The organism is Amycolatopsis sp. NPDC098790, assembly GCF_044759945.1.
Taxonomy (GTDB): Bacteria; Actinomycetota; Actinomycetes; order Mycobacteriales; family Pseudonocardiaceae; genus Amycolatopsis.
On record NZ_JBIWAI010000002.1, the window covers coordinates 423,136 to 446,794 of the forward strand.

Here is a 23,659-nt window from a genome sequence, read left to right on the forward strand (position 1 = left end):
CTTCCCTCTGTGGGTCTCACAGTCCGATGGCGGCGGCCACCGCGGTGACGTGCGGGGCGCGCACGACGCCGTAGTGGGTGGCCGGCAGTTCGTGCCAGTGGCTCGGCTCGGGCAGCAGTGGCCGCCAGCCGTCGCGGCCGGCCACCGGCAGGCCGGGTTCGGCTTCGGTGGCGAGCCAGACGTGGCTGGGCGTCGCGGTCAGGCGGGGCAGTGCGTGTCCGGCCATGCTCCGCAGGTTGGCCCGGCACGCGCGGGCGAGCTTGGCCGCGTGCTCGCCGGCGGTGCCGCCGGAAGCGCCCAGTTCGCGCTCGAAGACCGTCTCCAGCTGTGCGTCGCTGTAGTCCGCGGCGCTCGCGCCGGGCGGCGGCGGGTCGATGAGGTGCAGCGCTCGCACCGGCTGTCCGGCCGCTTCGGCTTCGGCGGCCATGCCGGCCGCGACCCAGGCGCCGAACGACCACCCGGCCAGTGTGGTGGAGCGGCCGGGCAGTTTCGCTTGCAAGGCAGCGTGATAACGGCGGGCTCGGTCCGAAATGGACCATTCCGGCGGTTCCGGGCGGCTCAGCGCCGGGTCGGCGATCACGCAGACGCCGAGTTCCGGCGGCAGGGCCGCGACGAGCGGGCGGTAGGCGTGGACGTCCCCGCCGACCGGGTGCACGAGGCACACGACGTCGGGTGTGGTGCCTTCGCGCCAGACCTGCACCTCGACGTCGCCGGTGCCGGCGGCGGTCTCGAGCCGGGCCAGCAACGCGGCCATCGTGACCTCCGGGCCGAGCCAGGCGAGGTCGAGGTCGACGCCGTAGAGGCGTTTCACCGAGTCGACGACGTCCAGCAGGGTCAGGGAGTCGGCGCCGAGGTCGTAGAGCGGCACGTCCGGGTCGAGTTCGGCGACGCCGAGGAGGGCGCGGACCTCCTCGGTCAGGTCCGCGGCGGCCGGCGGGGTTTCGCGTCCCCGTTCGCGTTCGTGGAACGCACGGGCGGTGTCGAGGCCGGTTGTCGCGACCAGGAGCTGCGGGAGGCCGGTCGTCAGTGCGCGGGCGAAGGTGCGGCGGCCCTCGTCATCGCTCAGGCCGACGGCCAGGTGGGCCTGGTGCCGGGCGTCGGTGTCCAGGGCGGTGACGGCCATGCCGCTGTCGCGCCAGACGTCCCAGCCGATCGAGAGCCGGGCGGTCGGGCCGTCCCGGTGGGCGAGGGCGTCGAGGAACCCGTTGGCGGCGGCGTAGTCCAGCTGGCCGGTGCCGCCGAACTGGGCGGACAGCGACGAGCAGTAGACGGCGAAGGCGGGCCGGTCGCGTTCGACGAGCGCTTCGACGAGGAGGGCGCCGGCGAGCTTGACGTCCTGGGTGCCTTCGCCGCGGGTGGCGATCAGGCCACCGGTGGGGACGCCGGCCGCGTGGACGATTCCCGTCAGGGGGCCTGCGATCTCGTCCGCGGTGATCTTCGTGAGGTCGGCGGCGAGCAGGTCGACGCGGTCCGTCCACGGCTCGAGCGTTTCGGGTAGTCGTGCGTCGCGGGCCAGGAGGACGATCCGGCCGGTGGTGCGGGTCAGCAGTTCCGCTGCGACGGCGGTTCCGATGCCGCCGGTCCCGCCGAGGACGAGGTAGGTCCCGTCGGCTGGTGGTATGGGCTCTTGGTCGGTTACGGGGGCGCTGTCCTGCGTCCACCAGAACCCGGTGCGGAGGGCGACCCGCTCCGGCGGGGTGGGGCCGGTGAGCAGGTCGGCCAGGGGGTCCAGGCCGGGGCCGTCGAGGTCTACCCAGTGACCGGGCAGGCCGCTTTCCTGGGGGCCGACGGCGGTGATCCCGGCGAGCAGTCCGGCTTCGGGTCGCGTGACGGCGGAGTTCGCGGGCGCGGCACCCGCGGAGAGCCACCACGTCCTGAGTGGACGGTCATGGGCGGCCCGCAGGAGGGCGGCGGGGGTGTCGAGGCACGCCCGTTTCGCTTGGTTCAGCGACTTTTCGCCGACGGGTCCGGTGATGCCGAGGGGCAGGGTGTGGAGCCAGTCGATTTCCTTGTCCGGCAGGGCAGCCAGGACTTGGCGGAGGTGTGCGGTGTCGGCCGGGTCGGCTTCGAAGGAGTCGGGGCCGCGGCGGGCGAAGTGGTCCGCCGCGTGAACGCGCACGACGCGCGGGTAGGCGGCATCGAGGGCAGGCGCGGTGAGCGGGCCTTCGCCCGAGATGACGAGAAGGCGATCGGTCCTCGCCGCGGTCCTCGTCGCGGTCGTCGCCCGGCGGAGGCGGACCCAGGTGGGTTGGTGCAGCCACTCGGCTTCCGGCAGGCGCGTGGCCTTGCGTGGGAAGTCGAAGTCCCGGGCGTCGAAGGCGGGCGGCGGGAAGTCCCACGGCGCGGGGGAGGGGGACTGTCCCCAGTCGACGGAAGCGCCGGCCAGCCAAGCAGCCGCCAGCTCGCCAGATGACATGAATGAGTCATTCATGTCACCAGACGACATGAATGACTCATTCATGTCGTTGGCGGGACCGACCTCCCGCGGTTCGGCCGTGCGCAGCCACGCCGCCGCCGCGGCAGCGTCCTCGCAAACCGCCGCCAACCGCCACCGACCCTCCGGCCGACCCGACTGCAAGTGCCGCACCACGTCCACAAAGGACTCCGGATGCGCCTCCAAATACCCCGCCACCCGAGCAGCCGACAACCGCGCAGCCGCCGAACTGCGCGCCGAAACCACCAAGCACCGCACCGGATCCGGACGCGCAGGCGGCACCGGGCGGACCGCCTCCAGCACCACGTGCGCGTTCGTCCCGCCGATCCCGAAGCTGCTCACCCCGGCCACCCGCGGGCCCGGGGGCCACGGTTCGGCCGACGTCGGCACCCGGAACGGCCCCAGGTCCACCGCCGGGTTCACGGCCCGGAAATCCACCGTCGGCGGCAGGACCCCGTGGTGCACCGCCAAAGTCGCGCGGATCAATCCCACCACCCCGGCCGCCGCGCCCAGGTGGCCGATCTGGCTCTTCACCGAGGACAACGCGCACGTGGTGACGTCGGGCATGGCCTCGCGCAGGGCCGCCACCTCGATCGGGTCGCCGAGCCGGGTGCCCGTCCCGTGCGTCTCCACGTACCCGACGTCCGCGCCGGTGCGCCCGGCCCGCCGGAGCGCGGCCTGGACGGCCGCGCGCTGCCCGGCCGGGGACGGGGCGCTGTAGCCCTGCTTCACCGCGCCGTCGTTGGTCAGCGCCGAGCCCGTGAGCACCGCGTACACCGTGTCGCCGTCCCGGCGGGCCGCCGAAAGCGGCTTCAGCACCACCACGCCGACGCCGCTGCCGCCGACCGTGCCGTCCGCGTCGTCGCTGAACGGGCGGCAGTGCCCGTCCGGCGAAAAGATGTGCCCCGGCCGGTACCGGTACCCCTCGGCGAGGGTGACGTCGACGAGCACCCCGCCTGCCAGCATCACCTCCGCCTCGCCGCCGCGCAGCATCCCCGCCGCCTGGTGGACGGCGACCAGCGAACTGGAGCACGCCGACTGGGTCGTCAGCGCGGGACCGGTCAGGTCGAGGTGGTACGCCACCTTCGTCGCCAGGAAGTCCTTCTCGTGGTGCAGCGCCAGCTGGAAGCCGTCCGGCAGCGCGGCCGGGTCGGCCTCGCGCAGCATCCGCTGGAAGTACGTGCTTTCACCGCAGCCCGCGATCAGCCCGACGCCGGCTCCCGGCGTGATCCCGGCGTGGGAAAGGGCCTCCACGCACGCCATCAGCAGCTGCCGCTGCTGCGGGTCCATCAGCGCCGCGTCGCGGTGGCTGATCCCGAAGTGCTCCGGGTCGAACGCGAGCGGGTCGTCCAGCAGGCTGCGCGCGCCGACCAGGCCCTCGGCGGCCGGGAACTCCTCGATGCCCCGGCGGCCGGAGACGACCAGGTCCCAGAACGCCGCCAGGTCCCGCGCGCCGGGCAGCCGCACCGCCATCCCCACGACGGCCACCGGCTCGTCGGCCACGGTCCGGGAGGACGAGGTGGCCGCGGCCGGGCCGCTCTCCAGGTGCCGCGTCAGGTCCCGGAGGGTGACGTGCTCGAAGAGGTCGGCCACGGTGAACCGGTAGCCCGCCTCCGCGCAGCGCAAGTGGAACCGCATCAGCGAAAGCGAGCTGGCGCCGGCGGCGAAGAACGTCTCGTCGGGACCGATCGGCGCGCCGGTCACCTCCTCGAACAGCGCCGCCAGCTCGCTCGACGGCCGGACCGCCGTCCGCTGCAGATCCGTGCCCGGCGCGAGGGCGGCGGCGTCCCGGTCGAGCTTCCCGCTCGGCGTGCGCGGCAAGGCGTCGACGACGCGGAAACGGTCCACCCGCGCGTGCGGCGGCAGCAGCGGCACCAGGAAGTCCGCCAGCTCGGAGGCCGACGGCGTCCGGCGGCACTCCAGGAACGCGGCCAGCCGATCGCCCTGAGGCGTGACGACCGCGTTGACGACGTCGGGGTGGCGCAGCAGCGCGGCTTCGACCTGCCCCAGTTCGAGGCGGTGCCCGCTGAGCTTGACCTGCCGGTCGGCGCGGCCGTCGAAGTGCAGCAGCCCGGCGCGGTCGAAGTGCGCGAGGTCGCCGCTTCGGTAGTACAGCTCCGGCAGCTCCGCGAACTTCTCCGGCGCCACTTCGCCGAGGTAGCAGCGGTTCGCCGCGAGACCGCCGATGAGCAGCTCGCCGACCTGCCCCGGCGGCAGCGGCGCGCCCGCCGCGTCGGCGACGCGCAAGACCGCGTTGGCCACCGGACGGCCGATCGCGGGCCGCTCCGGCCACGACGCCGGATCGCCGTCGAGGGTCAGCGCGCTGACGACGTGGGTTTCGGTGGGCCCGTAGTGGTTGTGCAGCCGCGCGCCGGGCAGCCCGGCGAACCACCGGCGGATCGCCGGGGTGCACACCAGCTGCTCGCCGGCGGTGACGACGTCCCGAAGCCGCGCCGGGTACCGGCCGAGCCGGACGCCGTGTTCGGCGAGCAGCTGCAAAGCCACGTACGGCAGGAAGATCCGCTCGATCCCGGCCGTGTCCAGCTGCGTCAGCAGCGCCGGGACGTCGTGCCGCCACTCCGGGCGGATCAGGTGCAGCCGGCCGCCGCCGCACAGCGTCGTGAAGATCTCCTGGAACGACACGTCGAACGACAGCATCGAAAACTGCTGCGTGGCCGCCGGTGGCGCGTCCTGCCACTGCAGCAGGTTGGCCAGGGTGCGGTCCGGGACGCGGACGCCCTTGGGCACGCCGGTCGAGCCCGACGTGAACAGCGTGTAGAGCGGACGGCCGAAGTGCCGGGCCGGGACGTCCGGCACCGGGCCGTCGGTGAGCGTCACGAACCGTTGCTCGACATCGGTGTCGAACGTTTCCCCGGCGGCGAGGAGCACGCAGCGCGGCCGTACCCGGTCGAGCATCGCGCGCAGCAGTTCGGGCGGGTACGCGGGATCCAGCGGCACGGCGGTGATGTTCCGCCGGGCGAGCGCGAGCAGCGCGACGACGTGCTCGGCCGACGGCCGGAAGTACAGCGCGATGTCCGTGGCGTCCGCGGGCAGGGTGGCCGCGAGCCGGGCCGCGTGCGCGTCCAGTTCGGCGTAGGTCAGCGTCGTGGCGCCGGTCAGCGCCGGGGCGTCGGGGGTCCGGGCGACCTGACGCGCGAAGCCTTCGGCCACGGTTTCCCACGTCAGTTCGGCGTCGGGACCCCGGCCGTCGTCGCCGCGGTCCGGAGTCCGCGCGTCACCGTGCAACGCGCGGTCGAAGACTTCACCGAGGACCGTCGCTTCGGCTTCGGTGAAGTGGCCTTCCCCGTACTCCCAAAGGCAGTCGAAGCCGTCCGGCCGTTCCACGACCGACAGCGTGAGCGCGCACTTGGCTTCGGCCGCTTCGATCCACTGTGGACCGACCGAGCAGCCGGCCAGGCGCAGCGCCTCGAAGTCGGTGTTCTCCAAGACGAACAGGTAGTCGAAGGCCGCATACCCCGGGTCGAGGTCGGCGAAGGCGACGTCCTGGTCGTCCAGGGCTGCACCGGACGCCGCGCCGAGGCGGCGGAGCTGGGTGTCCAGGTCTTCGCCCGGCTCCACGGATACGGGCAGCCGCACGGTGTTGGCGAACATCCCGACACCGTCTTCGAACTCCCGCACCGGCCGGTTCGCGACCGGTGCGGCGATCCGCGGCCGGGTCCGGCCGGTCACCGCGTAGAGGCTCCAGGCGAACACGCCGAGCAGGAGCTGGAACCGCGTCAGGCCCAGCTCACCGGCCCACTCGTCGACGCGTTCGCGGTCGACGCGGGTCGTGTGCAGCCGGCCGGCCAGGGACGCCGCACCGAGCGGTTCGGCGTCGTCGGACCGCTCGGTCAGCCGGTCGCGGTAGCCGGGGGAGGCGAACCAGCGGGACTGCCACGCGGCGAAGTCGAACGGCGTGTGCGCGTCCGGCCGGGGTGCCGCGCCGGACAGCTCCCGGAACAGGATGTTGAGCGACCAGCCGTCGACCGCGATGTGGTGCAGGCACAGCAGGAACGTGCCGTCGGGACGCCAGGCCGCGCGCAGCAGCCGGCCCGAGGCCAGGTCGAACGGCGCGGTGAAGAAGTCCTCGGCGGGCTCGGTCCACGGGTCGTACGCCGGTTTCGCGACCTGCCGCAGACCGTCGGGAGTGGCCTCGAACGCGGTGCGCAGCGCCGGGTGCCGGTCCACGAGCGCCCGCACGTCCCGCCGCAGGGCGTCGACGTCCGGTGCGCCGGTGACCGTGAAGGCGAGCGGCACGTGGTACGCCGTCGAGGCCGGATCGCGTTGCTGCAGCAGCCAAAGCCGTTGCTGCTCGCTGGTGGCCGGCGCCGTCGTCGCGGTCGTCGGCGGCGCAGGTTCCGGGTAGACCGTCCGGCCCGCGGCCGCGACGGCGGCGGCGAGATCGGCGAACGTCCCGCGCTGCACCACCGAAGGCGCGAGCTCCGCACCCCAGCGTTCCCGGAGGGCGAACCGCAGCCGCAGGGCCTTCAGCGAGTCGCCCCCGGACCGCAGCCACGTGTCGCCGGGACGGAGCTCCGGGACGTCGAGGGTCTCCGAGACGACGTCCAGGACTTCGCGCTCCCACGGCGTCGCGTCGCCGCCGGTGTCCGGCCGCCACGCCGGGAAGCCACCGGCCAAGAGCGCGGTTTCGTCGACCTTGCCGTTCGCGTTGCGGGGCAGCTCGCCGACGCGGAAGACGTGGTGCGGCCGCATGTAGGCCGGCACGGTCCCGGCCAGGTGCGCTTCGAACGCGTCGAAGGACAGCTCGCCCGCCACGACGAAGGCGAGCAGCTCCGCGGTGGCCGCGCGGCGCACGGCGACGTGGACCTGCCGGATCTCCGGGTGCGCCAGCAGCCGCTGCTCCAGCTCGCCCGGCTCGACCCGGAACCCGCGGACCTTGACCTGCCGGTCGGTGCGCCCGACGTAGGCGTACCGCCCGCCCGGCAGCACGCGGACCAGGTCGCCGGTGCGGTAGAAGCGGGCACGACCGTCGTCCAGCCACGGGAGCCGGACGAACCGCTGCCCGGTTTCCGCGGGCAGGCCGCGGTAGCCGAGCGCGACGCCGGCGCCCGAGACGTACAGCTCGGCCACCTCGCCTTCGGCGGCCACGCGCTCGTCCGACGGCTCGCCCGTTTTGAAGACTGCGACGGCGCCGGTGCCCGGCAGCGGGCGGCCGATCGGCACGACGTCGCCGTCGAAGCCGCGCGGGATGGCGTAGCTGAGCGCGAACGTCGTCGTTTCGGTCGGGCCGTAGCCGTTCTGCAGCCGCGTCGGCGAATCCGGATTGGCCCGGTACCAGCGGCGGATCAGCGGGGCGTTGAGCTGCTCGCCGCCGATCACGACCCGGCGCACGGTCGAGAAGCTGCCCGGCACGGTCTCGGCGACCGCGTTGAACAGCGTCGCGGTCACGAACATCGTGTCGATGCGCTCGCGGACCAGAGCGTCGGCGAACGCCCGCGGGTCGCGGACGGTGTCGTCGTCGAGGACCACGCACGTGCCGCCGGTGAGCAGCGGCACCCACACCTCGAAGCTGATGGCGTCGAACGCGGGGTTGGCCAGGCAGGCGAACCGCGTGCCGATGTCGAGCCAGCCGGGTTCGGCCAGGCGCAGGACCCCGGCGTCGCGCACCTCGACGCCCTTGGGGCGCCCGGTCGTGCCGGAGGTGGAGAAGAGGAACGACGCCGGGGCGGGTTCGGCGGGCACACCGGCTTCGGTGGCGGGAAGCTCGGGCAGCTCGGCCACGACGACGACCGCCCCCGCGTCGGCGAGGATGACGTCGCGGCGCGCGGGCGGGCTCTGCCGGTCCAGCGGCACGACCTGCGCGCCCAGGCGCAGCACGCCCAGCATCGCGAGGACCAGGTCCGCCGACCGCGGCAGGTCCACGGCGACCGCGTCACCCGGGCGGACCCCGCGCCGGGACAGCCATTCGGCGACCGCCGCGGCACCGGCGTTCAGCTCGGCGTAGGTGAGCCGACGCGGGCCGTCGGACACGGCGAGGGCGTCCGGGTGCCGCAGCGCCCGGTCGTGGACGCGGCGTGCGATCGACGTCATCGGGCCGCCAGCTCGGCGGTGAGCACCTTGGCGACCAGCGGCAGCGCGTCGCTTTCGAGCATGTCCCAGTGCCCGCAGTCCGCCGGGACCACCTCGAACCCGCCGCGGGCGCGGCGGCGCCAGAACTCCTCGGTGCCCGGGACCGGGTCTTCGCCGACAGCTTGCACGAACACGACTCGCGCGGCCGTCTCGCCGGGGTCGTGCTCGCGCGCGGTCAGCCGGTTGTGGTTGTAGGTGCGGTGGTAGCGCTCGATCTGCGCGTCCTCGATCCCGGGGTACATCCCGTTGAAGCGAACCAGTTTCTCGCGGAACTCGGCCGCCGGTACCGGTTCGATCGCGGCCTTCGCGGCCGGGTCGTCGGTGGCGGTCGTGTCGAGCAGGACGACGCTGACGCGCTCGCCGAGCCGGCGTCCCATCTCGTAGGCGATCAGCCCGCCGTAGGAGAGTCCACAGAGGACCAGTGATTCGCCGGGCCGCGGATCGACGAGCCGCAGGTACTCCTCGGCCATCGCCTCGACGCTCGGCAGCGGCGCTTCACCGGCGTTGAGCCCGGGGGACTGGATCCCGAGCACCCCGGCCTCATCGGGCAACAGCGCGCTCAGCGGCAGGTAGCAGAACGCCGTGCCGCCGGCCGGGTGCACGCAGACGACGCGGCCCCCGCCGTCGCCGCGGCGGAACTCGATCAGGCTGCCGCCCTCCGGCGGGCGGTCGGCACGTACCAGCGCGGCCTGCGCCTCGATGGTGGGGTGCAGGATGACGTCCCGGATCGGCAGCTCGCGGCCGAACTCCGCGCCGATGGCGTGGGCCAGCTTGATCGCGGAGATCGACGTGCCGCCGACGTCGAAGAAGCCGTCCGAAACGCCGATTTCGGGGTGCAGCAAGAGGTCCCGCCAAATCTTCAGCAGCGCCAGCTCGACGTGGTCGCGCGGGGCGGTGGTGTTGACCGCCGCGGGCGCGCTCGTTCGAGCGCGTGCCAGTACCGCGTCGCGGTCGAGCTTGCCGCTGCGGCTCAGCGGCAGCCGCTCGAACTCGGCGAACACCGACGGGATCATGTAGTCCGGCAGCCGGCCGGCCAGCGCCGTACGCCACTCGTGCGGGGTCCGGCCGCCGCCGCCCGCGACGCCGGCGACGAGCCGGGGCTCGCCTTCGCGGTCCACGAGCACGGCGGCTTCCTTCACGCCGGGCACGGCCAGCAGCGCGGCCGTCACCTCGCCGGGCTCGATGCGGAACCCGCGCAGCTTGATCTGGTCGTCGCGGCGGCCGGCGTACTCGGCTTCCCCGCCGGGCAGCCACCGGGCGAGATCGCCGGTGCGGTACATCCTCTCGCCGGGGACGAACGGGTCCGCGACGAACCGCTCGGCGGTCAGCCCCGGGCGGTGCAAGTAGCCGCGGGCCAGGCAGTCGCCGGCCAGGAAGACCTCGCCCGCCACGCCCGGCGGCACCGGCCGCAGCCGCTCGTCCAGCAGGTACAGCCGGGAGCCGGGCAGCGGTCGCCCGATCGGCGCCGGGCGGTCCCGCGGTTGCGGGTCGAAGTGCGCGGTGGCGTAGAGCGTGGCTTCGGTCGGTCCGTAGCCGAAGCAGATCCGCAGGCCGGGCAGGGCGGCGGCGAACCGGGCGAGCGCGGCCTCCGGCAGCGGCTCGACGCCGGTCAGCAGCTGCCGCAGCGCGAGCCCGTGGAGGCGCGTGGGGTCCTCGTCGACCCACCGGACGTAGGCGGGCGGCAGGAAGGCCTGGACCACCCGGTGCTCCCGGAGCCACGCCATCAGCGCCGCCGGATCGGGCCGGACGTCCTCGGGCACGACGTGCAGCACCGCGCCGGTGGTGAGCGGGAGCAGCAGTTCGTGCACCGACGCGTCGAAGCCGATGCTCGACCACGCCGAGGTCGCCTCTCCGGGCGTCGCGCCGAAGCGGTCGAGCCACTGGTCGAACAAGGCGAGGACGCTGTGGTGGGTGACGGCGACCCCCTTCGGGCGCCCGGTCGAGCCCGAGGTGTAGATGACGTAGGCCGTCTCGGCGGGGCCGGTCGCGACCGGCCGCCGGGTCTCGTCGCCTTCGGCCTCCAGCGCCGTGACGTCGTCGCCGAGGACCAGCACCGGGCGGGCGTCCTCGACCATCGCGGCCCGCCGGGCGGCCGGCTGGGCCGGGTCGAGTGGCAGGTAGGCGGCGCCGCTCTTCAGCACACCGAGCACGGCGACGACCAGCTCGACCGACCGTCCACTGAGGACGGCCACGACGCTGCCCGGCCCGGCTCCCCGGGCGGTCAGCGCGTTCGCCAGCTTCGTGCTGCGGCGATCCAGCTCGCCGTAGGTGAGGGTGCGGCCGTCGCAGACGAGCGCGGGCGCGTCCGGGGTGGCGTCGGCGTGACCGGTGAACCGGCCGACCAGCCCGCCGGGGCGCCGGCGCGAACTCGGGCCGGTGCTCCAGGCGAGGACCTCCCGGCGTTCGGCGTCGTCCAGCAGTTCGTGACTCGCGATCCCCGCGTCGGGCCGCGTCGCCAGCTGGTCGAGCAGCCGGACGAGGGAGCGGGCGTACCGCTCGGCGGTGGCGTGGTCGAAGAGGGCGACGGCGTAGTCGAGGTGCCCGGCGACGTCGCCGTCCTCGTCGGCGAGACCGAGGGCGAGGTCGAACTTCGCCGGCGCGTGCTCGACGTCGAGGGATTCGACCGTGACGCCCGGCAGCTCGAGGACGTCGTGCAGGGTCGGCACCCAGGCGAACATCGTCTGGAACAGCGGGGTGTGCGCCGGGCTGCGCGGTGGGTTCACCAGCTCGACGACCCGCTCGAACGGCAGCTCGACGTGCTCGATGGCGCCCCGCAGAGCCGCGCGGACCTGCTTGAGCAGCGCGGCACCGGTGGGGGAGCCGCTCAGGTCGGCGCGCACGGCGAGGGTGTTGACGAAGAAGCCGATCGTGTCCGGGTGCTCGCCGCCGGCGCCGCGGTTGGCGGTCGGGACGCCGACAACGATGTCAGCTTGCGCGGAAAGCCGGTGGAGCAGGATGAACCAGCAGGTCAGGATGGTGGAGTAGAGGGTGACGCCGTGTTCGCGTGCGACCGCCTTCAGCCGGGCGGTGAGGTCCGGCCCGAGGGAGACGGGCACCCGCGCGCCCCGGTGGTCCTGCCGCGCCGGACGCGGCCGGTCGGCGGGCAGGTCGAGCACGGGCGGCACCCCGTCGAGCCGCTCCCGCCAGTAGGTCTCGTGCGGCCCCGGACCGGCACCGGCCAGCCACGCTTGCTGCGCTTTCGAGTGCTCGCGGTAGGGCCGCGCGGGCGGCAGATCGGCGGCCGTACCGCTCACTTGAGCGGCGTAGAGGACGCCGAGTTCCCGCAGCAGCAGGGTGCGCGACCAGCCGTCGAAGACGACGTGGTGCACGGTGATCAGCAGGACGTGGAACTGTCGGTGGTCCCCGGTAGCGTGGAAACCGGGGGGCGGCGCCCCAGCCCCGGTCAGCAGCCGCGCGCGGGCGAGCGGCGCGCGTGTCAGGTCGAACGGCTCGGCGGGTTCGGTCCGCCGCAGCTCGGTTTCCGGCAGCCCGTCGACGTCCGTGACGGGGCAAGGAAAGCCGTGACCGGCGGGTTCGACGATTTGCACGGGCCGGCCGTCCTCGACGACGATCCGCGTGCGCAGGGCTTCGTGCCGGTCGGCGAGGGCGTCGAAGGCCCGTTGCAGGGCTTCGCGGTCCAAGGGGCCCCGAAGCGCGAAGGCCATGGTCTCGTTGTAGGCGGCCCCGGCGCCGTCGAGCTGGGAGACGGTCCAAAGGCGCTGCTGGCCGGACGACAGCGGGGCGGACACTCGCATCGAGGACGGCCTTCCTGGCGGGGCGGGCGAACCGGTACGGCGTCGTGCCGTCGCAGCCGAGGTCGGGGAAACGCTCTCTGTCTGTCTCGACAGTTAACACCACACCATCGGGTGAGGACGAGGGGTGACCGAAGTTTGCCCGGAAGTCCCTACCGACGTATCCCGGCCGACCGCCTTCGAACCGACCCGCCGGGCGACGGCTTCACGCCGCCGGCCCGGCAGAGTCCACAAAGGACACGGTGAAGCACGGTGTCAGCCTGCCGAAGCCACCTCCGCCGCCGGCAAAACCCGGTTCCACACCCGCACGTCGTCCACGCTTCCCGGCCAGAAGTCGCTCTGCCGGCCACCGGACATCGCCCGCCCGATGGCCAACGGCCCGGGCGCCGCATCCCCGGCCGGCTGGCTCCACGTCTTGGCCTGCGCCACCCCGTCGACGTACAGCACGTACGTCCCCGCATCGGCGTCGTGCACGCCGACCAGGTGGTACCAGCGCCCGGTTTGCGGCGCCGTGTCCGACAACGCCCGGCCCGAGCTGGTCGAGAACGCCAGCCGGTCGTCCGCGGCCGAATACTGCAGGTAGAACCCGCTGCTCGGGTCGCTGTCCTGGCTGACCGCCGTCGCCCAGGAACCCGTGCGGTCCAGGCGGACCCACGCGCCGACCGAGTAGTTGCCCGTCGTGTCCAGCACCGGCCCGCTCGTCTGCGCGTACTGGCCCGCGCCGTCGAACCGCACCGCCGAGCCGGTCACCCCGGGCACCCACGAGCCGGTCAGGGCGGCGTCGTGGGAGCCGGCGGTGTCGTGGGCCGTCGTACCGGCACCCTCGTCGAGGGGCCACGCGCCGACCGGATCGTGCTGACCCGGCGCATGGGCGACCTGCAGGTTCTGCCGCTGGTGCGTGGACCCACCGCGGTAGGACGCGGTCGCCGTCAGCGTCGCCGCGCTGCCCGGCTCGGCGTCCGCCGGGGCCGTCAAGGTGTACGTCCACGTCCGCGACCCGCCGGGCGGGATCGCGGCGGCGGAGTGCCCGGCCGGGACGGCCGACCAGCCGGCCGGCACGGCCACGGTCACCCGCGGGGCGAGCAGCGGGCTCCGCGTCGTGTTCCGCACCGTCACGGTCACCGGCGTGCTCCCCTTGACCGTGATGACCCCGGTGGCCGGCCCGACGCTGATCCGCGCGTCCGGGCTCGACGGCGTCCACGACTGCAGCTCGGTGACCCCGACGAACGCGTCCGGCGGGTTCGTGAACACGAGCCGGACCTTGCTCGTCGTCAAGGTGGGGAAGGTGACGCGGTTGACGCCGTTGCCCACCGGCACCGCCGGTGCGCGGACCTGGCCGGGCACCTCCTGCCAGGCTGAGCCCGTCCAGTACTGCAAGCTGTATGCAGCGGCCGGTTTGACCCCGCCGCCGTCGTCGTACCCGTGCCAGCGGATGTCGGAAACCGGGGTGGGGGCACCGAAGTCGACGCCGTAGAAGTCGTTCGCGTTCGGCGACGAGTAGTTCGTCCAGCGTGTGTTTTCGGGCACCTCGTTGTACCAGACCTTGCCGTCGAGGGCGCTCCACGCGTTGTCGTTGGGCCAGGTGTAGGACGTGATCGGCCGCGGGTAGCCGGTGCGCAACGGGTTGGCGGCGTCGTTCACCAGGTCGTCGGACCGGGGGAGCCGCGTCGGGCCGACGTCGACGGTGGTGTTCCGCAGCGTCGCCGAGCGCTGGACGAGCCGTCCGTCGACGTAGAGCCGCATCCCGGCGCCCTGCCCGTAGTGCCGGCCGTCGCGGTCCCACAGCACCGTCACGTTGTGCCCGTGGTACGGCACGTTTTCGGCGGCGAAGTGGTCCCATGTGGACGGTGTGAGCGGACGGACGTCCAAGGTGGTACCGGCTTTCGGTCGCAACCCCAGGAGCCCGGACAGCACGAGATCGGTGTAGGTCGAGTGGTTGTAGTCCTCGCTGTGGTTCTGCCCGTCGTAGATCCAGGCGTCCCGGTCCGGGTCGTGCGCCTCGGCGACGTACGGCTTGCCGTTCTTGGTCTGGGTGCGGGCGTACGTGGCCAGCGCCGCCGCGTAGTCCTCTTTGGACACCGTCGGCTGGGCCGGGTAGTCGGTCAAGAGGTTCGCCATGCCGGTCAAGGTCTGCGAAGTGGCGAACGGCCAGCTCGGCCCGTCCCAGCGGCAGCAGCTGCCGGCGTCCTTCATGAAGAACGGGCTGCGCCGCTCCGCCGTGGTCGGGCCGTAGGCGCTCGCGAACCCGTTCGGGTCGAGCAGCTGGGACCAGGCCGCGCTGTCGGCCGGCTGGGCCGCGCCGAACATCCACGGGACGAACCCGATCTGCTCGCGGCTGCCGGACAGCCGGTGGTCCGGGTTGTCGTCGCGCGGCATCGCGTAGTAGAAGCCGCGGGCCGGGTCCCACAACCACTTCTGCAGCGAGGTCTTCAGCCCGGCGGCGCGCTGCGCGTATTCGGCGGCGAGCCGGTGGTCGCCGACGGAGTCAGCGATGCGGCTGATCGCCACGGCGTCGCCGTACTGGTAGGAGTTCAGCGTCGGGCGGTACCCGGCGCCGCCGTGGTACGGCTCGGGCGACTCGTAGGAGGACGCGGAGAACTCCATGGCGTCCCAGACCGGAACCGACCAGTAGAGGCCCAGCTGGGCGGTGAACTGCTTGTCCCAGCCGCGGTACTGGCGCACGAGGGCGGGCAGCAGTTCGCGCAGGGGTGCGAAGTCGCCGGTCACCTGCGCCTGGCCGTAGGCGGAGGTGGCCAGCCAGACGCTGTACTCGTGCGCCCAGTCGGTGGTGTCGGCGTTGACGTCGTCGGTGGCCGGCTTGGGCCCGGCGCCGGGGCCGGTGAGCCAGAACCGGAGGTAGTCCTGGGTGTAGCCGGGGTCGCGCAGCCAGCGCCCTTCGGTCAGCTGGTGCCCGGCGGCGGCGTTGATCGCCTGGTAGGGCGCGGCGTAACCGCAGCAGTCGAGGAACTCCGTCGAGATCCAGCCGTCGGCGGGGTCGGTGTAGCGCAGGTGCTCCTTCCAGACGCGCCACCGGTAGTAGTAGACGCTCTGCATGGTGGCGTCCGGCAGGTCGACGAACGGGATGTTGGCTTCGTACCAGGCGGGATCGGCGTAGCCGGCGAGAGCGGCGGCGTGGTCGAGGAAGTGCGTCGCGCCGTCCGCCGCGGGCACGCTCGCGGTCGCGGCACCGGCGAAGCCGAGCTGAGCGGCGAGGACGGTCGTGGCCAGCCAGGCTCGGGTGCGTCTCCAGGACCGTCGCATCACGCCTCCGTGAAGGATTTACAACGTTGTAAAACACACTATCGCTCAAGAGACCCCAAAAGGGAACACCCGGTGTGCGGACAAGGCCGGACAGGAACGCCCTCCCGCCGTTGAGTCCGGATTGCCTGGCCCGCGTGCGATCCGGGACGCGACAATGATCACTCCCGGCGTCGGCAGCCCTTCCGGCCACGCATGATGGCCGCGATGGTTGACGACTTCCGCCTGCGCTCGGTCGCCGCGGCGGCGTACGGGCCGGCGGCGCTCTTCGGGCTGTCCGAAGGTGCGGTGCTGCCCGTCATCGCGCTCAGCGCGATCGATCGCGGGGCGAGCACCTCGACGGCCGCGCTGGTCGCCGCGATGCTCGGCTTCGGGTCCCTGGCCGCGAACATCCCGGCCGGCGTGCTCGCGACGCGGATCGGGGAACGCCGGTCGATGCTGCTGGCCGCGGCCGTCATGGTCGCCGGCGTCGTGACCTGCCTGATCGACCTGGGCCGCGGGCCGTGGTCGCTGCTGCTCTACGGCTTCGGCGTCATGCTGATCGGTGCGGCGAGCGCGGTCTACGGCCTGGCCCGCCAGTCGTACCTGACCGAGATCGTCCCGCCGCACATGCGCGCGCGGGCGTTGTCGACGCTCGGCGGGAGCATGCGGATCGGCGTGTTCCTCGGGCCGTTCGCCGGCGCCGCGGCGATGCGGTTCGCCGGGCTGCCCGGCGCGTACTACGTGAGCCTGGCCGCGATCGCCGCCGCGGCCGCCCTGGTGCTGCGCGTGCCCGACCTCGAGGTCACCGACGGCGACCGGGCCGCCGCGTCCGCCGTAACGACGCGGAAGATGCTGGGCCGGCAGTGGCGCGTGTACGCGACCCTCGGCGTCGGAGTCCTGTTGCTGTCGGCGATCCGGCAGACCCGCCAGACGGTCGTTCCGCTGTGGGCGGCGCACATCGGCCTGTCGCCGACGACCAGTTCGATCATCTACGGCATCGCGGGCGCCATCGACGCGCTGACGTTCTACCCGGCGGGCAAGGTGATGGACCGCCACGGCCGTCGCTGGGTGGCCGTGCCGTCGACCCTCGTGCTCGGTGCTTCGTTCCTCCTGGTGCCGCTCACCCACGGCGCGGTCCTGCTGACGATCGCGGCGATGGTGATGGGCTTCGGCAACGGCATCGGCTCGGGCATCGTGATGACGCTCGGCGCCGACGTGAGCCCGGAGGTGGGCCGGCCGACGCACCTCGGGATCTGGAACGAGCTGGCCGACATCGGCACCGGCGTGGGCCCGCTGATCCTGTCGGCGGTGACCGCGTTGGCCGGCCTCGGCGCGGGGATCGTGGCGGGGGGTCTGGTCGGCTTTTTGGCGGCGGGGGCGTTGTGGCGGTGGATCCCGCGACCCGGGCGGGCGAGAGCGTGACCGGCGCTCCCGGGCCGGCGGACCCGGGAGCGGCCGGCTTCAGGCGCCGGGGCGGTTGCCGGTCGGGATGGTGATCGGGGTGGTCGTCGGCGAAGAAACCTTGTTCAGGAACAGCATCGCGATCGCGCGGATGAACTGGTCGAACAAGTAGAACCCGGCCGGCGCGATCGGCAGCAGCCCTTCGCGGAACGCGATGTAGGCCGGCCATCCCGTGCGGACCAGCGTCGCCGCCGCGTAGTCGCGGGGCAGGCCGAGCCAGTCGCCGACCGCGTCGCTGAGCACGTAGCGCACGAACTCGTTGAGGAACCCGCGCGTGACGCCCAGGTCGATCTGCGCGGTCAGCCCGAGCAGGTCCGCGGCCAGCTCCTTGCCCTCGGTCGTCGGGGAGAGCAGCGGGGTCAGCACCCGCGTCGACTGCGCGTCCGCCTCCGCCCACGTCTTCGGGATGAACTCGTCCCGGACGCCGAGCAGGTGGATGGCGACCTGCCACTGGTGCAGGAAGGCCTCTTCGTCCGCGGCCGACATCGGGACGCGCCATTCGAGCAGCTTCCGGTGCACGTAGGTGCCGAGGCTGTGGAACGTGACCAGGATGTCGCCGTTGCTGATCGGGATCTGCTCGTCGGCGACCGCCCGCCAGTGCGGCGACTGCGGCAGCAGGTGGCGCACGGCGGCGTGCACCAGCCGCGTCTTGTTGGCCGTCACCACGAACTGGCCGCTCGGCTGGAACGCGTTGAGGTCGCTCAGGTCGTAGCCGAAGGTGAACGTCTTGGCCGCGCGGTCCTGCATGTTCGCCCCGCCCGCGGACCAGTAGACCGACTTGGCCTCCCGCGGGATGACCGTGCTCATGATGCCGCTGCCCAGGCCGTAGAGCATGAACAGGTAGGTGTCCTTGCGCCGGTTGAAGTCGGCGGCGCGGCGCAGCTTGGCGGCGTCGGCCCAGGAGGGCAGCCGGTTGACCTGCTGGAGGTAGCCGGCGAGGTCGGTGGGGAGCCCGGTCGGCAGCGGGTCGCCGTTGTTCACCCACGGGCGCAGCGCGGTGTTGACCGCGGGCACCCCGCCGCGGTCGAGGATGCCCGCCATCAGGCGGTCGACCTCGTCGTCCCAGACCCACCACGGGTCGGTGCCCGCGGCTCCGGCCGGTGCGGCCCAGGCGGGAACAGCACCGGCGGCGCCGGCCAGACCCAGCGCCGCGGCCAGGGTGAGAACGTTCCTCCGACTGAGATCGCTCATTTACTTACCTAGCTTCCTTGGTAGGCACAGCCCGGTCGAGTACCGGCTCGACGGGCAAGTTCAGACATGAGCCGAGGGGAGATTTTCCATTAACATAGCGAGCCCGGTGACCGGTCGGCAAGAGGCCGTCCGAGGGGACGCACGGGGACTTCGTGGTTGACTGGCACGCATGGCCCCGTTCGCGCACCACCCCGCCCGGTGGCCGCGGTGACCGCCGAGCCGGCCGCGGCCGTCCGGCCGCGCAACCGCAAGCAGCTCATCGTCGAAGCGGGCGCCACGGTCTTCAGCGAGCGCGGCTACCACGCGGCGTCCATGGAGGAGATCGCCGCCGGGGTCGGGATCACCGCCGCCGCGCTGTACCGGCACTTCCCGAACAAGTACGCGTTGTTCGCCGAGTGCGCGAACGTCACGGCCGACCGGCTCGTCGCGGCGCTCGACGACGTGCCGCCGGACGCGGCGCTGGCCGACCTGCTCGCCGCCGTCACCCGGGTCACCGTCGCCCACCGGGCGGCCGGCGGCGTCTACCGGTGGGAGGCCCGGTACCTCGACCGCGCCGACCGCCGGCTGCTGAAGGGGAAGTTCGCGCGGGTCGTCGGGCGGGTGGCGGACGCCGTGCGGCGCGAGCACCCGCTGCCCGGCGAGCACCTACGGGCGGTGGCGGCGCTGGGTGCGATCGGCTCGATCACCATGCACCACAACTCGATCGGCCGGCGCCGGGTCGAAGACCTGCTGCGGGCGTCCGCGCTGAGTGTCGCCGCGACCGACCCGACGGCGGCGGTCGCCGACGTGGGCCTCGTCGAACTGCCCGCCCGGCCCGTGCCGCGCACCCGGCGGTCGGAGATCCTCGCGGCCGCGATCCCGCTGTTCGAACGCGACGGGTTCGCCGTCGTCACCAACGGGATGATCGCCGAGGCCGTGGGGCTGGTGCCGTCCGGGCTGTACCGGTACTTCCCCGGCAAGGCCGACATCCTGGCCGCGGCGTGCCTGCAGGCCGCCGACCTGCTGACCCAGGCGGTCGAACACAACCTGCGCGGGGTGACCGATCCGCTCGCCGCCCTGACCGCGACGTACGTGGCGTACAGCTTCGAGCACAGCGCCCTCAACAGCGTGGCCAACGCCGAGGTCGTCGGCCTGCCGGCCGGTCTGCGCCGGCCGCTGGTCGCCGCGCAGCGCGAGCACATCGCCGTCTGGGAGGAGCACTTGCGCGAGGCCCGCCCGGACCTCGACACGCGCCAGGCGCGGGTGCTCGTGCACGCGGGCTTCGGCGTGGTGGTCGAGGCCGGCCGGCACCTGCGGTGGCAGGACACCCCCGAGCACCGGGCCGCCGTCGCCGCGTTGTTCATGGGCGCCCTGGACCTGTGACGGCGGTCCGCGTCAGCGGTTGCGCCAGACGGGCCGGCGCTTCTGCGCGAAGGCCGTGATGCCTTCGATCGTGTCCTCGCTGACGAGGAGGTCGTCGAACGCCGGGGACGGGTGGTCGGCCGCGTCGACGGGGTCGGGAATGCCGCGCGTTTCCGCCATGATCTGCAGCGAGGCCCGGACCGCCGTGGGGGAGCCGTCGAGGATCCGCGCCGCCAGTTCGCGAGCGCCCTCCAGGGCTTGGCCCGCTTCGGTGACGCGGTTGACGAGCCCGTAAGCCAGTGCCTCTTCGGCGTCGAGGCGGCGTCCGGTGAGGATCATTTCGGTGGCGACCGCCGGCGGGATCGTGCGCGGTAGCCGAACCAGCCCGCCGGCTCCGGCGACCAGGCCGACCTTGACCTCCGGCAGGGCGAACCGCGCGGTCGCGTCCGCGACGACGAGGTGGCAGGCCAGGGCGATTTCGCAGCCGCCGCCCACGGCGTAGCCGTTGACCGCCGCGATCACCGGCTTGCCCATGTCCCGGCGGCTGGTGAGCCCGGCGAAGCCGTTCTTGGGCACCCACAACGGTTTCCCGGACGCGGAGTGCACGAGGTCGTTGCCTGCCGAAAAGGACTTCCCGCCCGCGCCGGTGAGGATCGCGACCCACAGGTCGGGGTCGGCGAAGTAGGCGTCGAAGACCTCGTCGAGCTCCTCGTTGGCCGCGGGGTGCAGGCTGTTGCGGGACTCCGGGCGGTTGATCGTGACTTCCAGGAGGTGCCCGTCGCGGCGGACCAGGACGTGTTCGTAGTCCTCCCGCAGTACTTTCGGCCGCGGCGGGAACAGCTCCGCCATCCGGGCCGCGGTTGTCGTGACGCGGTTGCCGAACCCGAAGGAGCGCACGAACACACGGCGGCCGATGGGCTCCCCGGTGGAGAGCAGGTCGAGCGTTTCCGCGTCGCCGTCGTGGGTCGTGGCGAGGAAGCGGCGGTCGTCGGCCTCGAGCCGGCCGATGACGATGCCGGTGCGCCGGCCGCCGTGCTTCACCGTGTACGTCTCGATCGTGGCCCAGCCGTCGGCTCGCCGGGCTTCCGGTGGTGCGGGCCACGAGTCGATTTCCGCCTGCAGCGCGGCGCTGTCGCCGGCGCGCCACGCGACCGGCGTCGTCGAGTAGACGGCGGCGGAGTACTTGCTCAGCAGGCCGCCGTTGGCGCCGACGAACCCGAACGCGCCGGGCTCGGACCGCAGGCGCCGGACGGTTTCGGCGATCGCGTGCATCGAGTAGTTGTTGCCCGCCCCGCCGAAGAACGGCAGGCCGCCGGTGACGGTGAGGTCGCGCAGGTCGCCGAGTCCTTCGCGCACCGTGAAGACGGCCACCGGGAAGCAGCTGTAGAGGTCCACTGTGGACAGATCGGTGGCCTCGATGCCGGCGACGTCGAGGGCGTGCCGGGCCGCCATGACCGACGCGGGGCCGGTGCTGAGGTCCGCGCGCTCCATGAGGTCGCGTTCGCGCAGGTCCGCGTGCCCGTGCAGGAAAACCCGCTTCTCATGGGGGATCCCGAGCCGGTCGGCGGCCGCGACCGACGTCAGGACGACCCCGGCGCCCTGGTTCACCTTGTCCCGCGCGACGAGGTAGCGGGTGTAGGGGTCGGCGATCGGACGGTTCGCTTCGGACGGCGTCGCGAGTTCTTCGGCGCTGCGTTCGACGGGCGCGGCGGCGTAGGGGTTCGCGGCGGCGACCTTGGTGAACGGCGCGAACAGTTCCCCCATCGCGGTGGCGTAGTCCTCGCGGGACAGCTTGAGGCGGGCGCGCCGGGCGTTCTCGAACAGCGCGTACTGGCTGGGGGCGTCCGCGAGGCCGTGCGCGACCTGGTGCCGGGACGCGAGTCCCTTCAGGCCGTAGCCGCGGTCTTCGAGGCTGCCCTCGACGTGCTCGGTGAAGTCGGGCTTGTCCGCGGCCTGGGCGAGGTGCTGGACGGTGGAGATGGCTTCCGAACCGAAGACGAGCGCGACTTCCGCCTCGCCGGCCGCGATGGCGGCGGCGAGCTCGGTGACCAGGTGCTGGGGGCTCTGCCCGCCGGCGACGTCGAGGATCGCCCGTGCCGGAGCGGCCCCGACGCGGGCGGCCACCGAGCGCGGGTAGTTGTCGGACCGGCCCAGGGGAGCGGACGCGATCGGGGTGGAGTTTTCGAACTGGCGGATGCCGCCGACGGTGTCGACGGCCGCGGCGACGTCGCCGGGATCGGCACCGGTGTCGGCCAGCGCGGCCCGGACGGCTTCGGCCGCGAGGTCCACGGCGGACAGGCGCCGGTAGCCGGGATCGTCGAGCCGTTCGGCGAACTGCCCGACGCCGACGATGACCGGGGTGCGGGGGTCGAGGTCGGTCACGGGGCGCCCCTGGTCACTCGCATCGGGGACGGGCCGCCGTAGCCCGGCCAGGCGAGGCGGCCCTGCCCGGCCAAGTACTCGATGTGCGCGACGGTTTCGGCCACCGCGGACAGCCGCATGAAGCCGATCTCGGGCCACGGCCGTGACCACGTCAGCCGCGTCGCGATCTCCCACGGCGTCGGCTGCCCGTGCCCGGTCACGACGTCGACGATCTCCGTGCACCGCTGCTCGTGGTGCTCACGCAGCAGCTCGCTGCGCGCCGCGAGGCCGCGGAAGCGGTACTCGTGCGCGGGCAGCGCGTCGTGGTCGTCGAAGGTCGCGGTGCGCTCCAGCGAACGGAGGAACTGGCCCAGCGGCGGCTCGGCCGCGCCCGGCCAGGAGCCGATCGCCGGGGTGATGCGGGGCAGCACGTGGTCGCCGGTGAGCAGCAGCTGCGCGTCCGGCTCCTGCAGGCACAGGTGCCCCGGCGTGTGCCCGGGTGTCCACACCGCGCGCAACCGGCGGCCGCGCACCGGGACGAGGTCGCCGTCCTCCAGCAGGACGTCCGGTTCGGGCAGCTCGGCGGCCGGGCGCGGGGCGGCTTCGAGGGCGCCGAGGAGGTCGGCGATCTCCGCTTCCGGGGCGCCGCAGCCGCGCAGCCACGTCGTGATCTCGGTGCGGGGGTCGCCGTGCTCGTCGCGACGGCGCTGGGGGAGCGTGGCGCGTTCGGCCGGGTGCATGCCGATCCACGCGCCGGACTCCGCGCGCAGCCGGGCGGACAGGCCGTGGTGGTCGGGGTGGACGTGCGTGGTGACGATCCCGGCCACGTCGGCGGTCGACGCGCCCGCGGTGGCGAGGCCGTCGAGCAGGGCCGTCCAGCCGTCGTCGGTGTCCCAGCCGGGGTCGACGACGACCAGGCCTTCATCGGCGGGGACGAGGTAGGACAGCGTGTAGCGCAGCGGGTTGTCCGGGATCGGCACCGGCACCGACCACAGCCCGCCCGGCAGCTTTTCGACCGGCGGCCGCTGCCGCGCGCGCCACGCCGCCTGCTGCTCGGTGCCGAGCACTTCGATTCCCGGCATGGGTGCACCTCCCGCGAGATACTGAACAAGGTGCGTCCAGTAATGCCCCGACTCTATAGTGGTCGGATTCCGTGCGGCAATGACCCCGATCACGGGGCGAGGTGAGGCGCATGACGGGCGAGGCCGGACGCCCCCGCGACCCCGAGGTCGACCGCCGCGTGCTGAGCGCGGCGGCGGAGGTCTTCGGCGAGGACGGCTGGGGCCGGTTCACGGTCGACTCCGTGGCCCGCCGCGCCGGTGTCGGCAAGGCGTCGATCTACCTGCGCTGGCCGAACAAGAAGGAACTGCTGGCCAGCTGCCTGGAAGCGCGGATCACCCCGGTCGCGGACATCGACACGGGCTCGGTGCGCGAGGACCTGGTCCGCCTCGCCGAGCAGATGCTGACGGCGTTCTTCGGCGAGTCGGGCCGCGCGACGACGAGGCTGCTCCTGGAAGCCGACCGCATCCCCGGCGTGGCGGAGCGGGTGGCCGAGCTGAGGCAGGCCCAGGTACTGGCGGCGCGCGCGATCGTCCGGCGCGGCATCGCCCGGGGGGAGCTGCACGGAGCGACGAGCGTGACGCTGCTGCTGGACGCGATCGTGGGCGGGTGCCTCAACCACGCGCTGGCGGCGCCCGCCCACTTGCGCCCCCAGGTGGCGGCGGGGTTGACCGACTACGCGGGCGAACTGGTGGATTTCGTCCTCGGCGCGGTCACCGCCGGTTAGCCG

9 protein-coding genes are annotated in these 23,659 nt (G+C 73.4%); 3 read left to right on the forward strand and 6 right to left on the reverse strand.

Annotation, left to right across the window (positions count from 1 at the left end; genetic code table 11):
• Positions 1-16: 16 nt before the first annotated feature.
• From ACIQWX_RS15715 to ACIQWX_RS15725, 3 genes are all read right to left on the reverse strand, one after another.
• Positions 17-8,485 carry an AMP-binding protein gene (locus ACIQWX_RS15715; protein WP_400870486.1) on the reverse strand — a complete coding sequence of 2,823 codons (8,469 nt, stop codon included), beginning with the start codon at positions 8,483-8,485 and terminating at the stop codon, positions 17-19.
• Positions 8,482-12,279 (reverse strand): amino acid adenylation domain-containing protein, encoded by a 3,798-nt coding sequence (locus ACIQWX_RS15720; RefSeq protein ID WP_400870488.1) that lies wholly within the window; start codon positions 12,277-12,279, stop codon positions 8,482-8,484. The genes ACIQWX_RS15715 and ACIQWX_RS15720 overlap by 4 nt, the downstream gene beginning before the upstream one ends.
• A gap of 252 nt (positions 12,280-12,531) precedes the next feature.
• On the reverse strand, positions 12,532-15,537 hold the full coding sequence (locus tag ACIQWX_RS15725) for an MGH1-like glycoside hydrolase domain-containing protein (RefSeq protein ID WP_400870491.1): 3,006 nt from the start codon (positions 15,535-15,537) through the stop codon (positions 12,532-12,534).
• A gap of 204 nt (positions 15,538-15,741) precedes the next feature.
• Here ACIQWX_RS15725 and ACIQWX_RS15730 point away from each other — a divergent pair, with 204 nt between their 5' ends.
• A complete protein-coding gene (locus ACIQWX_RS15730; protein ID WP_400870494.1) occupies positions 15,742-16,938 on the forward strand; it encodes an MFS transporter in 1,197 nt (398 codons plus the stop codon).
• Between the two features lie 39 nt (positions 16,939-16,977).
• On the opposite strand, the gene ACIQWX_RS15735 is transcribed toward ACIQWX_RS15730, so the two are convergent.
• Complete coding sequence (locus ACIQWX_RS15735) at positions 16,978-18,168, reverse strand: oxygenase MpaB family protein (RefSeq protein WP_400870501.1); 1,191 nt, start codon at positions 18,166-18,168, stop codon at positions 16,978-16,980.
• Positions 18,169-18,375: 207 nt separating this feature from the next.
• On the opposite strand from ACIQWX_RS15735, the gene ACIQWX_RS15740 reads away from it, so the two are divergent.
• Complete coding sequence (locus ACIQWX_RS15740) at positions 18,376-19,530, forward strand: TetR/AcrR family transcriptional regulator (RefSeq protein ID WP_400870504.1); 1,155 nt, start codon at positions 18,376-18,378, stop codon at positions 19,528-19,530.
• Positions 19,531-19,542: 12 nt separating this feature from the next.
• Here the strand turns inward: ACIQWX_RS15740 and ACIQWX_RS15745 are convergent, their stop codons facing one another.
• Complete coding sequence (locus ACIQWX_RS15745; RefSeq protein WP_400870507.1) at positions 19,543-21,891, reverse strand: acetyl-CoA acetyltransferase; 2,349 nt, start codon at positions 21,889-21,891, stop codon at positions 19,543-19,545.
• On the reverse strand, positions 21,888-22,952 hold the full coding sequence (locus ACIQWX_RS15750; protein WP_400870510.1) for an MBL fold metallo-hydrolase: 1,065 nt from the start codon (positions 22,950-22,952) through the stop codon (positions 21,888-21,890). Before ACIQWX_RS15750 ends, ACIQWX_RS15745 begins: the two co-directional genes overlap by 4 nt.
• A gap of 110 nt (positions 22,953-23,062) precedes the next feature.
• Here ACIQWX_RS15750 and ACIQWX_RS15755 point away from each other — a divergent pair, with 110 nt between their 5' ends.
• Positions 23,063-23,656: a TetR/AcrR family transcriptional regulator gene (locus ACIQWX_RS15755; RefSeq protein WP_400870513.1), complete on the forward strand. Its 594-nt coding sequence runs from the start codon at positions 23,063-23,065 to the stop codon at positions 23,654-23,656.
• The last annotated feature ends 3 nt before the right edge of the window (positions 23,657-23,659 follow it).

Coding starts and splice junctions, on each gene's coding strand:
- ACIQWX_RS15725 (WP_400870491.1), bottom strand. CDS start 15,537: ATGCGACGGTCCTGGAGACGCACCCGAGCCTGGCTGGCCACGACCGTC.
- ACIQWX_RS15755 (WP_400870513.1), top strand. CDS start 23,063: ATGACGGGCGAGGCCGGACGCCCCCGCGACCCCGAGGTCGACCGCCGC.
- ACIQWX_RS15720 (WP_400870488.1), bottom strand. CDS start 12,279: ATGCGAGTGTCCGCCCCGCTGTCGTCCGGCCAGCAGCGCCTTTGGACC.
- ACIQWX_RS15750 (WP_400870510.1), bottom strand. CDS start 22,952: ATGCCGGGAATCGAAGTGCTCGGCACCGAGCAGCAGGCGGCGTGGCGC.
- ACIQWX_RS15715 (WP_400870486.1), bottom strand. CDS start 8,485: ATGACGTCGATCGCACGCCGCGTCCACGACCGGGCGCTGCGGCACCCG.
- ACIQWX_RS15735 (WP_400870501.1), bottom strand. CDS start 18,168: ATGAGCGATCTCAGTCGGAGGAACGTTCTCACCCTGGCCGCGGCGCTG.
- ACIQWX_RS15730 (WP_400870494.1), top strand. CDS start 15,742: ATGGTTGACGACTTCCGCCTGCGCTCGGTCGCCGCGGCGGCGTACGGG.